Raw genomic sequence first — 13,723 nt, forward strand, 5'->3', positions numbered from 1 at the left:
GGCGCTAACTTCGCGCCATGAACCAACGCATCTGGGACATCTCGCCACCGGTGCATGAGGGCGCGCCGGTCTTTCCCGGCGACACGCCCTATCGCCAGCGCTGGGCCGCGAGCATCGGGCCGGGCTGCCCGGTCAATGTCAGCGAGATCACCCTCTCCCCGCACGTCGGCGCCCACGCCGATGCGCCGCTGCACTACGACCCGGAAGGCGCGACCATCGGCGAGGTGGACCTCTCTGCCTATCTCGGCCCCTGCCGCGTGATCCACGCGATCGCGCGCGGTCCGCTGATCGAGTGGGCGCACATCGCGCATGCCGTGGACCGGCTGCCGCCGCGCTTGCTGGTCCGCACCTATGAACGCGCCCCTGTCGACCGCTGGGATGGCGCGCTCACGGCCTACGCGCCCGCCACCATCGAGCGCCTCGCGGCACTGGGCGTGAAGCTCATCGGCATCGACACCGCCAGCATCGACCCGGCCGACAGCAAGACCCTCGACAGTCACCAGGTGATCCGCCGCCTGGGCCTGCGCGTGCTCGAGAACCTCGTGCTCGACGCGGTGCCCGAGGGCGACTACGAACTCATCGCGCTGCCGCTCAAGCTGGTGACGGCCGACGCTTCCCCCGTTCGCGCGGTGCTGCGCGAACTCACTGCCCCACGACCATGACCATGACCCTCGACGACTGCCGGCGCCTCGATGCCGAAGACCCGCTCGCCGCCCTGCGCGACCAGTTCATCCTGCCCGAGGGCGTGATCTACCTCGACGGCAACTCGCTCGGCGTGCTGCCCAGGGCCGCGCCTGCGCGCATTGCCGAAGTCGTCACCCAGGAGTGGGGCGAAGGCCTGATCCGTTCCTGGAACAGCGCGCGCTGGATCGACCTGCCGCAGCGCCTGGGCGACAAGCTGGCCCGCCTGATCGGCGCCGCCCCGGGCGAGGTGGTCTGCACCGACGGCACCTCGGTCAACCTCTACAAGGTGCTCTTCGCCGCCCTCTCGCAGATGAAGACTAGCGGCCGCCGCGTCGTGGTCAGCGAGCGCAGCAACTTCCCGACCGATCTCTACATCGCGGAATCGCTGTGCCGCGAACGCGGCTTCACGCTGAAGCTGATCGACGAAAGCGAGTTGCCTGCCGTGCTGGACGACCAGGTCGCGGTGCTGATGCTGACGCACGTCAACTACCGTACCGGCGCGATGCACGACATGAAGGCGCTCACTGCCGCAGCCCACGCGGCGGGCGCGCTCACGGTCTGGGATCTCGCGCACAGCGCTGGCGCAGTGCCGGTCGAGCTCAACGACAGCGAGGCCGACTTCGCCATCGGGTGCGGCTACAAGTACCTCAACGGCGGGCCGGGCGCGCCGGCCTTCGTCTGGGTGCATAAGAGGCATGCGAGCCGTTTCGAGCAGCCCCTGTCGGGCTGGTTCGGCCATGCGGCGCCCTTCGAGTTCACGCCGCACTACCGGCCCGCGCCGGGCGTGACACGCTACCTCTGCGGGACCCAGCCCATCATCGCGCTGTCTGCACTGGAATGCGGGATCGATTCGGTGCTGGCAGCCGAGCCTTTCGACGACGGCCGCGGCGGCATGGCGGCACTGCGCGCCAAGTCGCTGGCACTGACCGATGCCTTCATCGCCCTGGTCGAGGAACGCTGCCCCGGCCGCTTCACGCTGGTCACGCCGCGCGAGCACGCTCGGCGCGGTTCGCAGGTCTGCCTCGCACTCGCGGACAACGGACCGGGCGCCTACGCCATCGTGCAGGCGCTGATCGCCCGTGGCGTGATCGGCGACTTTCGTGCCGGTGACACCCGGACGCCGGACATCCTGCGCTTCGGCTTCACCCCCCTGTACCTGGGTTTCGAGGATGTCTGGAATGCCGTCGAGCACCTGGTGCAGGTGCTGGAACGCAAGGAATGGACGCGGCCCGAGTTCAATCAGAAGCTCGCCGTGACTTGAAGGGAGCAATCATGAGCACCGAAAAGATCGTCCACGAAGAAAAGGCGCAACTCGACTTCAGCGCCTCGATGAGCTACAGCGACTACCTGAGCCTGGACACCATCCTCAACGCCCAGCATCCACGCTCGCCGGCCCACGACGAGATGCTCTTCATCGTGCAGCACCAGACCAGCGAGCTGTGGATGAAGCTGATGCTGCACGAGCTGCGCGCCGCAGTCCGCTGCGTCGCCGAGGACGAGCTCGCCAGTGCCTTCAAGATGCTGGCGCGGGTCTCACGCATCATGGAGCAGCTGGTGCATGCGTGGGATGTGCTGGCCACCATGACGCCGCCCGAGTACAGCGCGATGCGGCCCTACCTCGGCAGCTCCAGCGGCTTCCAGAGCTGGCAGTACCGGTGCGTCGAATTCGCGCTCGGCAACAAGAACGCCGCCATGCTCAAGCCCCATGCGCACCGCCCGGAGCTGCTGGCCGAGGTCGAGGCGGCCTGGCGCGCGCCGTCGCTCTACGACGAGGCGCTGCGCCTGCTGGCACGCCGGGGCTTCGCCATCCCGGCCGACCATGTCGAACGCGACTGGACCCGGCCCTACGAATGCAGCGATGGCGTCGAGCAGGTCTGGCTGACCGTCTACCGCGATCCGAAGCAGCACTGGGAGCTTTACCAATTGGGCGAGGAGCTGACCGATCTGGAAGACGCATTCCGCCTCTGGCGCTTCCGCCACGTGACCACCGTTGAGCGCGTGATCGGCTTCAAGCGTGGCACCGGCGGCACCGGCGGCGTAAGCTACCTTCGCAAGATGCTCGATGTGGTGCTCTTCCCGGAAATCTGGAAGCTGCGCACGGACCTCTAGACACTGGCGCCACCGGGCTCGACAACGATCAAGGAGATGACATGAACGACCACTTCGCCGACGACGAGTTGAGCCTTCTTCGCGAGCACGGCATCGTGCTCTTCGCCGAGCGGGTGATCTTCGATGCGCAGCCCCCGATGACGGTCGAACAGATCGCGGCCGTGCAGGAACTCTGCGCCGGGCCGCTCCCGCCCGAGTTGGTCGCGCTCTGGCAACGCACCGCGGGTGGCCGCCTCGACTACGACCTGCACCTGCGCATCAACGGCTACGAGGAGGCCGTGAGCTGGGCCGAGCTGTTCTGGAAAGATAGCGGCGCAGAGCATGACCTGCAGGCCTGGATCGAACACGAACAGCAGAACGCACAGGAGGCCGCCGCAGCCCGCGGGCAGAAGTGGGACGGCAAGCTCACCGCCCTGCCCTTCGGCGGCTTCGAATCCACCGACCGGATCTACGCGGTGGTCGAGCGCGGCGCCGACTACGGCCACATCCTCGCGTGGAAGCAGGGCTTGCCGGAGGCCTGGGCGCATGCGATGCACGAGGACGGCCTGACCACCATCGCGCACGACCTCCCGGCGGCCTTCGCCATGCTGCACCTCGACGAAGACCCGCTCGAGCCCGCCGGCGACTACTTCACCGGACAGGCGTTGCTCGAGTACCTTGACGAACGGCACCAGACGCACGGCCTCGCGCTCGATCTGGTGGACAAGCTGGTGGCCTTCTACCGCCGCGCGGTGGCCGACTGGCGCACGCCGCTGGCTGCGGGCACGCTGGACCGCGATGCCGTGCTCTCGCGCATCGCGCTGCGGCACGCCGTTGCCACCGACGACCCGGCGCTGGTTGGCCAGCTCGCCGCCGCCGGCGTGGCGCTCGACGGGCCTCTGCAGGGCAGCGCCTTGGCCACCGACCTGGCGCTCGCGCACGGCGCGCACCATGCGGCGGAAGCGCTCGCGCGCGCGGGGGCGCCCGTGTCGGCCGATGCGCTCGACGCCATCGACAGTGCAGTCTCGCCCGAGCTCGTGGCCCTTCTGCTGGAACGTGGCGCCCGGCCCAGCGCCACCGCGATCGCCGAATGCGTCGCCTGCGGAGCGCCGGCCGCGGCGCGGGTGATCGCCGACGCCTACCGCAAGCAGCACGAGGATCTGCCGGCGGCTTTCGAGACGGTGCGCCAGGACATGCTTGCCGATCTGGAAAGCTCGCTGGCCGAAGTGCGCACCGGCAAGCGCAGCCACTATCTCGGTGCCGAGGGCTTGGCCGAGCGCGTGGACCACCTGCAGAGCTTCAGTCTTTAAGCGTTCTTCAGGCCCCGTAGAGCCAGGGCACGTCGAGCAGCCGCGCGCCCAACAGCCGCAGTGCCGCGTCGCGGCCCACGCGCACCAGGCCGGTCGCATGGAAGATCTCGCCGTTGCGCCGCGCCCGCGCCTGCACCTGCGCATTGCGTTCCCAGCGCCCTTGCGCGTAGCGTGCGAGACGCTGCGGCACCTCCTCGGCGCCGCAGCCGGCGAGAGCCTCGGCCAGCGCCACGCCGTCCTCGATCGCCATGCCGGCGCCTTGCGCGAGGTAAGGGAGCATCGGGTGTGCGGCATCGCCAACCAGCGCCACGCGCTCGCCCGCCATCTGCTCGGGACCGCTGAGCGGCGGGCGGTCGCACAGCGTCCACGCACGCCAAGCCGGCATCGCCTCCAGCAGCGCCTGCAGGCCGGCGTGCATGTGGCCGGTCGCGGCCTGCAGGGCCGCCAGGCTGCTGGCCTGGTCCCAGTCGCGCGCATCTCCTGTTGGCGCGGCCTCGGCCAGCACCACCACGTTGAGGGATTCGCCGCGGCGTACCGGGTAGGCCACGGCATGGAGGCGCGGGCCGAGCCAGACGCTGATCCGCGTGCTGCGCAACGCGGCCGGCAGCGCGGACTGCGCGATCAGCGCGCGCCACGCCGTGTGGCCGGTCGCGCGCGGCGGGGATGCATCCTCCACCACCCGCGCGCGCACCGTGCTCCAAAGGCCGTCGGCGCCGATCAGCGCGTCGCCTTCCCAGGCGCGGGTGGCGGTGCTCGCGACGCAGACCGCGCCGGAACGAGCCACGGCATCGGTGATGCGCGCGCCGGTGTTGATCGTGACGGCGCCGGTGCCGCGCACGGCCGCCAGCAGCAGCGCATGCAGGTCGGCGCGATGGGCGCAGAGATAGGGAGCGCCATAGCTGCGCAACATCGCATTGCCGAGCGGCAGGCGCGCGATCTCCCCGCCGTGCACCGCGCTGCGGACATCCAGCGCCTCGGGCTTGGCGGCAATGCGCATCAGCGGCTCCCAGACCCCCAGCATCTGCAAGCGGCGCGCGACGTTGGGGCCAAGCTGAATGCCGGCGCCGACCTCGGCAAAGGCGACGGCCTGTTCGAAAAGATCGATGCGATGGCGGCGACGAGCCAGGGCGAGCGCGCTGGCCAAGCCCGCAATGCCGCCGCCCGCGACCAGGATATGAGCGGCACGCATGCCAGCTCAGCGCGCGGTGGTGCTGCGCCTGGCTTGCGCCGAGGAGTCGGCCGGGCTGCCGCAACTGCCGCAGCTGTCGCACGAACCGCAACCCGAGGTCTTGGCCAGCGATGCGGCGAGCTGCTGCGCGCGTTGGGCATCGACCAGCCCGGCGCGCTGCGAACCGGATGCGAGCCGGGCCGCCGCGGCGCGGCGCCAAGCGGCGGGCATCCAGCGCCAGACGGCGTAGAACGCGGCCAGCGCGACGATCAGTCCGACGATGATCTGTTGCGTCATCTCATCCTCCTGTGAATGCCAGAGCCACACGATAGGTGATCCAGCAAGCAATGTAGGCGAGTGCAAACAAGTACGCCGCCATGATCCACACATAGCGCCACGAACCCGTCTCGCGCTTGACCGCCGCCAGCGTCGAGATGCACTGCGGCGCGAACACGTACCAGACCAACAGCGACAGCGCCGTGGCGAGCGACCAGCTGCCGGCGATCAGCGGCTCGAGCTGGCCCGCGACATCGTCGCCGGTGGCCGAGAGCGCATACACCGTGCCGAGCGCGCCCACCGCCACCTCGCGCGCCGCCATGCCGGGCACCAGTGCGATCGAGATCTGCCAGTTGAAGCCGATGGGCGCGAAGATGTGCTCCAGGCCGCGGCCGATGATGCCGGCCAGGCTGTACTGGATGGCCGGGCCGGTCGCGCCCTCGGGCGGCGACGGGAAGGTGGACAGGAACCACAGCAGGATCGTCAGCGTCAGGATGATGGTGCCCACCCGCTGGATGAAGATCCACGCGCGCTCGTACAGGCCCAGCGCGAGGTTGCGCAGGTTGGGCCAGCGGTAGGCCGGCAGCTCCATCATCAGCGGCGAGCGCTGCTGAGTGCCGCGAAAGCGCTTCATCACCCACGCCACCGCCATGGCCGAGACGATGCCGAAGACGTACAGCGCGAACAGCACCACGCCCTGCAGGTTGAACACGCCGCCCACGGTGCGTGCCGGGATGAAAGCCGCGATCAGCAGCGCATAGACCGGCAGCCGCGCCGAGCAGGTCATCAGCGGCGCGATCATGATCGTGGTGAGCCGGTCGCGCCAGTTGCTGATGGTGCGCGTGGCCATCACGCCGGGGATGGCGCAGGCGAAGCTCGACAGCAGCGGAATGAAGGAGCGGCCCGACAGCCCCACAGTGCCCATCACGCGGTCGAGCAGGAAGGCGGCGCGCGGCAGGTAGCCCGAGTCTTCGAGCGCCAGGATGAACAGGAACAGGATCAGGATCTGCGGCAGGAACACGATCACGCCGCCCACGCCGGCGATGATGCCGTCCACCAGCAGGCTCTGCAGCAGGCCCTCGGGCACCAGCTGCTTCACCAGCTCGCCGAGGGCGCCCGTCGCGTCCTTGATGGCGTCCATCGGCACGTTGGCCCAGCTGAACACCGCCTGGAACATCAGGAACAGCGTGACGGCCAGCACCAGCATGCCCCACAGCGGATGCATCACGACGCGGTCGATGCGGTCGCTGGCGGCCAGGCTGCCCGCGGGCTCGCGCACCGCCGCGGCCAGGATGCGGCGCACCTCGCGCTGGGTGGCGAGCACGTCGTCAAGGCCCGGCGCCTGCCAGGGCGCGGCCCGGGCGACCGCGACCGGCGCATCGAGCTGCGCCAGCAGGCCCTGCGCGCCACCCGCGTGCACGCCTACCGTCTCGATCACCGGCACGCCGAGCTCGGCTGCCAGCAGCGGCACGTCGATCTCGATGCCCTGCTTCTTCGCCATGTCGGTCATGTTGAGCGCCACCACCATCGGCAGGCCCAGGCGCCTGGCCTCGAGCACGAGGCGCAGGTTGAGCCGCAGGTTGGTGGCGTCGGTCACGCACACCAGCAGGTCGGGCAAGGCCTCCTCGCTCTTGCCGGTCACCACGTCGCGCGTGACGGCCTCGTCGGCCGACAGTGCATTGAGGCTGTAGGCGCCAGGCAGGTCGAGCACGGCCACGCGCCGGCCGGCGGGCGTACGCAACAAGCCCTCCTTGCGCTCGACCGTCACGCCGGCGTAGTTGGCCACCTTCTGGCGGCTGCCGGTGAGCAGGTTGAAGAGCGCCGTCTTGCCGCAGTTGGGGTTGCCCAGCAGCGCGATGCGCCCGGGCGGCGCCGACGAGACGGCGGCGCCGGGCTGGAAGTTGAGCGTCGCCTCAGCCATGGTGCGCGGCTCCCGGCAGCACGCGCACCAGCGCGGCCTCGTGGCGCCGCAGCGCGAAAGTGGTGTGGCCCAGGCGCACGGCCAGCGGCTCGCGGTTGGGCACCCCGCTGGCGACGATGCGCACCATTTCGCCGGGCACGAAGCCGATCTCGGTCAGCCGCAGCACCAGGTCGCGCACTTCCGCTTCTTCGGGCCTGGAGACCTCGAGCACCGTGGCCCATTGATGGTTGGGAAGCTGGTCAAGGCTGATGGCAGCTATCGCCGCCGGATTCATGGTGGTCACCCGCAGATCCAAAATCGACAAAATGAGAATTATTCTCGAAAACATTGGCCTTGGGCGAACCGGAATCGAAGTATCCCTGCCGGACGGGCATCATCGCGAACATGACAGACCCGCAATCCGACCCGCCCCTCGATGCGCCCGATGAAGCGGCTCCCTCCCACTCCTCGCAGCTAGCCGCCCGCGCCCCTTTCTGGCGCTGGATCGTCGAAGGCCTGCGCGCCGCGTTCCTGCTGCGGCCTCGCATCGACGCTTCCCCCACGCCCTGGCAACTGCTGCTCCTGGTGCTGCTCCCGAGCCTGGTGGACCTCGGCATCGCGCGCCTGCAGATCGAGGGGCCGGCCAGCTTCCACCCGCTGCCGGCGCTTCAATCCTTCTGGGCGACAGCGCTCGTGCTGTGGCTCGGCTGGTGGACGCTGAACACCACGCCCGCGCGAGGTGCCCTCGGCCGCTGGTTCGCGCTCGGCACCTGGGCCGCAGTGCCCTGGAGCCTGCTGATGGCCGGCATGTCCCTCGCCTATTCCCGCGGCTGGCTGCCGAACGTGCTGACCACGGCGTCGGGCTTCTGGGCGGTGTACGGCGCCCTGATCGGCATCGGGCTGGTGGCCGCGGTGTTTCTGATGGCCCGGTGCGTCCCCAGCCCGATGCGGCTCGCGATCTTCGTGCCGGGCCTGCTGGCGATCAGCGCGCTCGGCATCTGGGAGGCCCTGCAGGAGCAGGAGCGCATCTGGCAGGAAGACGCCAGCGCCTCCGCCAAGGCGCCCGAGCGGCCCCGGCTGCGCCTGACGCAAGAGACTTTCGAGGCCCAGCAGGCCGTCTGGCAACGAGCGGTCGACGGCATCGCGCCTCGGCGGGACGGAGAGGCCCAGGTGTTCGGCCTGGTGTTCGCGCCCTACGCCTCCGAGGACGTCTTCCTGCGCGAGAGCGCGATGGTGGCCACGCTGCTGGAGGAGCGCTTCGATGCGCGCGGCCATGTGCTGCGCCTGGTCAACCATGCCACGACCGCGGAGGAACTGCCCTGGGCAACGCCGCTGAACCTCCGGCGCGCCGTGGAAGCGCTTGCCGCCCGCATGGACCGCGAGCAGGACGTGCTGGTGCTCTACATGACCTCCCACGGCGCCCGCGACTTCAAGCTGGCCTCGTCCCACTGGCCGCTCACGGTGCCCTGGCTGACGCCGCAGCAGCTGCGCGAGGCGCTGGACGCGGCCGGCATCCGGCATCGGGTGATCGCGATCTCGGCCTGCTATTCGGGCGGCTGGATCGAACCCCTGACCACCGAGCACAGCCTGATCATGACGGCCGCCGATGCCGAGCACACCTCCTACGGCTGCGGCCACCGCTCCGAGCTCACCTTCTTCGGACGCGCGATGTTCGACGAGGCCCTGCGCAAGACGCGCTCCTTCGAGGCGGCCTTTGCCGAGGCGGTGCCGGTGATCAAGCAGCGCGAAATCGACGCCGGCAAGGAAGACGGCTTCTCCAACCCGCAGATCCGCGTGGGGGAAGGCATCCGGCCCGTGCTGGACCGGCTCTCGCAGCGACTCGGGAACGACTGAAGAAAAAACCGGCGCGCTCAGGCGGCCAGCAGCTGCCTCAGCACGAACGGCAGAATGCCCCCGTGCTTGTAGTAGTCGACCTCGATCGGCGTGTCGATGCGCAGGCGCACCGTCACCTCCTGGTGCGTGCCGTCGGCGCGGTGGACGACGATCTTCACGTCCATCTGCGGCTTGAGCTCGCCGCCGATCACCACGTCGATCTTTTCCTCGCCGGTGAGGCCCAGGCTTTCCCATGAATCGGCGCCGCGGAACTGCAGCGGCAGCACACCCATGCCGACCAGGTTGGCGCGGTGGATGCGCTCGAAGCTGCGCGCCACCACCGCCTTGATGCCCAGCAGCTGCGTGCCCTTGGCCGCCCAGTCGCGCGACGAGCCGGTGCCGTACTCCTCGCCGCCGAAGATCACGGTGGGCACGCCTTGTTCGATGTACTTCATCGCCGCGTCGTAGATGAACATCTTCTCGCCGCCGGGCTGGTACAAGGTCACGCCGCCCTCCTCGCGCGAGCCATCGGGGCCGGGCGGGATCATGAGGTTCTTGATGCGCACGTTGGCGAAGGTGCCGCGCATCATCACCTCGTGGTTGCCGCGGCGTGAGCCGTAGCTGTTGAAGTCGGCCTTCGACACGCCGTGGGCCTTGAGCCAGATGCCGGCCGGCGAGCTTTCCTTGATCGCGCCGGCGGGCGAGATGTGGTCGGTGGTGATCGAATCGCCGAACAGCGCCATGATGCGCGCCCCGGTGAAGCCCGCGTCCGAGGCGTGCGGCTGCATCTTGAAGCCGTCGAAGAATGGCGGCTTGGCGATGTAGGTCGAGGTCGGCCAGTCGTAGACCTGGCCCGTGGTGCCCTTGATGCTGCTCCACAGCTTGCCGGGGTTCTCCTGGATCTGCTCGTAGTTCCTGCGGAAGGCCTTGGCGTCCATCGCGTAGCGCAGGTTCTCGTCGATCTCCCTGGAGGTGGGCCAGATGTCGCCCAGGTACACGTCCCTGCCCTTCTTGCCCTTGCCCACCGGCTGGGTCATCAGGTCGACCATGACGTTGCCGGCGATCGCATAGGCCACCACCAGCGGCGGCGAGGCCAGGAAGTTGGCCTTGAGGTTCGGATGGATGCGGGCCTCGAAGTTGCGGTTGCCCGAGAGCACGGCGGCAGCCACCAGGTTGTTCTTCGTGATCACTTCGTTGATCTCGGGCGCCAGGTCGCCTGCATTGCCGATGCAGGTGGTGCAGCCGTAGCCCGCCAGGTAGAAGCCCAGCTTCTCCAGGTAGGGCAGGAGGCCCGCCTTCTCGAGGTACTCGGTGACGATGCGCGAACCCGGCGCCAGCGAGGTCTTCACGTGCGGCTTGACCTTGAGGCCCGCCTCCACTGCCTTCTTGGCCAGCAGGCCTGCCGCCAGCAGCACGCTCGGATTGGAGGTGTTGGTGCACGAGGTGATGGCAGCGATCAGCACGTCGCCGTTCCCGATGGTCACCGTATTGTTCGGCGCATGGGCCGTGGTGGCGCCGACATGCGCGGCTTCGGCGGTCGGCTTGTTGGCCACCATCTCGACCACCGGCGCCGGCGCACCGGGGCGAGGCTCGGCGGGCGCCTCCTCGGCCGTCTCGCCGTGCTGCGACAGCGGATAGCGCGCCTTGAGCTTCTCGGCAGGCTGGTTGAAGCCGTTGGCCTCGTTCGGCTTGCTGTAGAGCTCGGCGAACTTGGTCGCCAGATGGCCGAGGTCGATGCGGTCCTGCGGGCGCTTGGGGCCGGCCAGGCTGGGGGTGACGGTGCCGAGGTCCAGCTTGACGACCTTGGTGTAGTTGAGCTCGCCGGGGGCAGGCATGCCGAACAGGCCCTGGGCCTTGTAGTAGGCCTCGAAGCGCTCGATTTCCTTGTCGGTGCGTCCCGTGCCCCGGAAGTACTCGACGGTCATTTCGTCGACGGGGAAGAAGCCCATGGTCGCGCCATACTCGGGCGCCATGTTGCCGATGGTCGCGCGGTCCGGAACCGGGATGGAAGCGGCGCCGGGACCGAAGAACTCGACGAACTTGCCCACCACCTTCTCGCTACGCAGGATGTTGGTGACGTAGAGCACCAGGTCGGTGGCCGTCACGCCCTCGCGCAGCTTGCCGCCGAGCTCGAATCCCACCACGTCGGGCGTGAGCATGTAGACCGGCTGGCCCAGCATCGCCGCCTCGGCCTCGATGCCGCCCACGCCCCAGCCCACGACGCCGATGCCGTTGATCATGGTGGTGTGGCTGTCGGTGCCCACCAGCGAATCGGGGTAGTAGACCGGCGGGTCGCTCGTATCCTGCGGGCTCTTGTAGACGCCGCGGGCGAAGTACTCGAGGTTGACCTGGTGCACGATGCCGAAGCCCGGCGGCACCACGCCGAAGGTATCGAAGGCCTGCATGCCCCATTTCATGAACTGGTAACGCTCGTTGTTGCGCTGGAATTCCAGCTTCATGTTGAGGTCGAGCGCCTTCGGAGTGCCGTAGTGATCCACCATCACCGAGTGGTCGACCACCAGGTCCACCGGCACCAGCGGCTCGATGGTCTTGGGCGACTTGCCGAGCGACTGCGCCACGCTGCGCATCGCGGCCAGGTCGGCCAAAAGCGGCACGCCGGTGAAGTCCTGCAGCACCACCCGGGTCACGACGAAGGGGATCTCGTCGGTGCGGTCCGCGTTGGGCGCCCAGTTGGCGAGCTGCTCGACATGCTCGGGCGCGACCTTCTTGCCGTCGCAGTTGCGCAGCACCGACTCGAGCACGATGCGTATCGAGACCGGCAGCTTGTCGACATTCGGGTATTGCTTGGCGAGTTCCTTGAGCGACCAGTATTTGCCGGCTTTGCCCGATGCAGTCTTGAAGGTCTTGAGCATGGGGGCGAAAGCGTGCGCCGGTTCTCTGGCCATGTGGAACTCCTTGGGGATTCGTGGAAGCACCTCAAAGATAGCAGGGTTCGATGACACGGTGAGGCCGAAGGGCGCATCCCCCAGTGCGCCCTTCGGTTGTTCAGGCTGCGATGGCGCCGCGCCGCTCCGGTCTGCTGCGGCGCAACCCCATCCATTGCAGCTCGGCGAGCACGACGACGGTCAGCGCCTGGGCCAGTACCCATATCCAGCCCAGCGCACCTATCGAGGGCCCCACCACGGCCAGCAATGCGATGCAAGCTGCGGCCCAGGCGAAGTTGCCGATGATGACCAGGCCGATCAATCGGCGCGGGGGCTCTTCGCGGCTGGCCATCCACGCGGCGGCGGCCGCGTAGGCCAGCAGGAAGATGCCGGTGCCCAGCAGCAGCGGCGAAGGCAGGCCGGTAAGCCGTGCCATGGGATCGGTGAAGACCAGCTGCAGGGCGCCCGTTGCGGCGCACGAGGCGGCATCCACCGCCATCACGCGGGGAAGAAAACGGGGAGAGGCGAAACGGGACATGCGAGGCTCCTTGGGTTTGCACGCTGCAGGCCCTTCCTGCTGCGTCGTGCCTTCATCATTCCGGCGCAAGGGCGCATGGTCGATGACCTGGGAGGTCATGGTCGGCGCGCGCCGCTTCACTACGATGGCGGCCATGAGCCTGCATTCCACGCCACCCACCGCAGCCGATTCCTTCGGCGCCCACCTGCGCCACTGGCGCCAGTACCGCCGCCTCAGCCAGCTCGACCTGGCCCACGAGGCCGAGGTGTCGACCCGCCACTTGAGCTATGTCGAGACCGGCCGCGCCGTGCCCAGCCGCGAGATGGTGCTGCGCCTCGCCGAGCGGCTCGAGGTGCCGCTGCGCGAGCGCAACACGCTGCTGGTGGCGGCCGGCTATGCGCCGATGTACCGGCAGCGGTCGCTGGACGATCCGGCCCTGGCGCCCGCCCGGCAAGCGGTGGACCTGGTGCTCAAGGGGCACGAGCCCTTCCCGGCACTGGCGGTCGATCGGCACTGGAACCTGGTGGCGCACAACGCGCTGGTGCCCCTGCTGATGGAAGGCGCGGCGCCGGAGCTGCTGGCTCCTCCCGTCAACGTCTTGCGGCTCAGCCTGCATCCCGATGGGGTGGCACCGCGCATCGCCAACCTCGCCCAATGGCGTGCCCACTTGCTGGAGCGACTGCAGCAGCAGATCGCGGCCACCGGCGATGCGACCCTGGTCGCGCTGCACGACGAACTCGCGGCCTACCCCGCGCCGCGGGTCAGCCACGACACGCCGGCCAACAACAGCGAACTCGCCGGCGTGGCCGTGCCCTTCCAGTACGTGACGCCCCAGGGCGTGCTGAGCTTCATCAGCACGACAACCATCTTCGGCACGCCGGTGGACGTCACGTTGCAGGAGCTGGCAGTGGAATCGTTCTTTCCGGCGGACGCCTCGACCGCCGCCGCGCTGGCCGGGATGGCCCAGCAGGCCGCAGGCTGACGACGTTGGGCGGCGGACGAACAAACGAACGCGGCTTTCGCGTCGCGTCGAACGCGCAAAAAAAAAGCCCGCCTGGCACA

General features: G+C 69.0%; 12 protein-coding genes. 6 read left to right on the top strand and 6 right to left on the bottom strand.

Going from position 1 to position 13,723, the window contains the following annotated elements:
• The first annotated feature begins 17 nt into the window (after positions 1 to 17).
• The 4 genes from kynB to ACMGEZ_RS18875 are packed head-to-tail and all read left to right on the top strand — an operon-like array spanning position 18 to position 4,082.
• Positions 18 to 662 carry an arylformamidase gene (kynB, locus tag ACMGEZ_RS18860; protein ID WP_436823803.1) on the top strand — a complete coding sequence of 215 codons (645 nt, stop codon included), beginning with the start codon at positions 18 to 20 and terminating at the stop codon, positions 660 to 662.
• Positions 659 to 1,945, top strand: a complete 1,287-nt coding sequence (gene kynU, locus ACMGEZ_RS18865) for a kynureninase (RefSeq protein WP_436823804.1) — start codon at positions 659 to 661, stop codon at positions 1,943 to 1,945. Before kynB ends, kynU begins: the two co-directional genes overlap by 4 nt.
• Positions 1,946 to 1,956: 11 nt before the next feature.
• Positions 1,957 to 2,793: a tryptophan 2,3-dioxygenase gene (gene kynA / locus ACMGEZ_RS18870; RefSeq protein ID WP_436823805.1), complete on the top strand. Its 837-nt coding sequence runs from the start codon at positions 1,957 to 1,959 to the stop codon at positions 2,791 to 2,793.
• 41 nt (positions 2,794 to 2,834) lie between these two features.
• Positions 2,835 to 4,082: an SMI1/KNR4 family protein gene (locus ACMGEZ_RS18875; protein WP_436823806.1), complete on the top strand. Its 1,248-nt coding sequence runs from the start codon at positions 2,835 to 2,837 to the stop codon at positions 4,080 to 4,082.
• A gap of 7 nt (positions 4,083 to 4,089) precedes the next feature.
• Here ACMGEZ_RS18875 and ACMGEZ_RS18880 read toward each other — a convergent pair whose 3' ends face one another.
• The 4 genes from ACMGEZ_RS18880 to ACMGEZ_RS18895 are packed head-to-tail and all read right to left on the bottom strand — an operon-like array spanning position 4,090 to position 7,721.
• Positions 4,090 to 5,271 carry an FAD-dependent monooxygenase gene (locus ACMGEZ_RS18880; protein WP_436823807.1) on the bottom strand — a complete coding sequence of 394 codons (1,182 nt, stop codon included), beginning with the start codon at positions 5,269 to 5,271 and terminating at the stop codon, positions 4,090 to 4,092.
• A gap of 6 nt (positions 5,272 to 5,277) precedes the next feature.
• Positions 5,278 to 5,547: a DUF6587 family protein gene (locus ACMGEZ_RS18885; protein ID WP_436823808.1), complete on the bottom strand. Its 270-nt coding sequence runs from the start codon at positions 5,545 to 5,547 to the stop codon at positions 5,278 to 5,280.
• 1 nt (position 5,548) lies between these two features.
• A complete protein-coding gene (feoB, locus tag ACMGEZ_RS18890; RefSeq protein ID WP_436823809.1) occupies positions 5,549 to 7,447 on the bottom strand; it encodes a ferrous iron transporter B in 1,899 nt (632 codons plus the stop codon).
• Entirely contained in the window at positions 7,440 to 7,721 is a 282-nt protein-coding gene (locus tag ACMGEZ_RS18895; protein ID WP_436823883.1) for a FeoA family protein, read from the bottom strand. The genes feoB and ACMGEZ_RS18895 overlap by 8 nt, the downstream gene beginning before the upstream one ends.
• Positions 7,722 to 7,831: 110 nt before the next feature.
• On the opposite strand from ACMGEZ_RS18895, the gene ACMGEZ_RS18900 reads away from it, so the two are divergent.
• The gene (locus ACMGEZ_RS18900; protein ID WP_436823810.1) at positions 7,832 to 9,280 is read left to right on the top strand and encodes a C13 family peptidase; all 1,449 of its coding nucleotides are present in this window, start codon (positions 7,832 to 7,834) and stop codon (positions 9,278 to 9,280) included.
• Between the two features lie 17 nt (positions 9,281 to 9,297).
• Here the strand turns inward: ACMGEZ_RS18900 and ACMGEZ_RS18905 are convergent, their stop codons facing one another.
• Positions 9,298 to 12,165, bottom strand: coding sequence for an aconitate hydratase (locus ACMGEZ_RS18905; RefSeq protein ID WP_436823811.1), 2,868 nt, complete (start codon positions 12,163 to 12,165; stop codon positions 9,298 to 9,300).
• 100 nt (positions 12,166 to 12,265) lie between these two features.
• Positions 12,266 to 12,682, bottom strand: a complete 417-nt coding sequence (locus ACMGEZ_RS18910; RefSeq protein ID WP_436823812.1) for a hypothetical protein — start codon at positions 12,680 to 12,682, stop codon at positions 12,266 to 12,268.
• Positions 12,683 to 12,815: 133 nt separating this feature from the next.
• Between ACMGEZ_RS18910 and ACMGEZ_RS18915 the strand changes: the two genes are divergently transcribed.
• Complete coding sequence (locus ACMGEZ_RS18915; protein ID WP_436823884.1) at positions 12,816 to 13,643, top strand: helix-turn-helix domain-containing protein; 828 nt, start codon at positions 12,816 to 12,818, stop codon at positions 13,641 to 13,643.
• Positions 13,644 to 13,723: the final 80 nt, after the last annotated feature.

Origin of the sequence: Variovorax stachyos, assembly GCF_051400855.1 — a bacterium.
In the GTDB taxonomy this organism is placed as follows: domain Bacteria; phylum Pseudomonadota; class Gammaproteobacteria; order Burkholderiales; family Burkholderiaceae_C; genus Variovorax.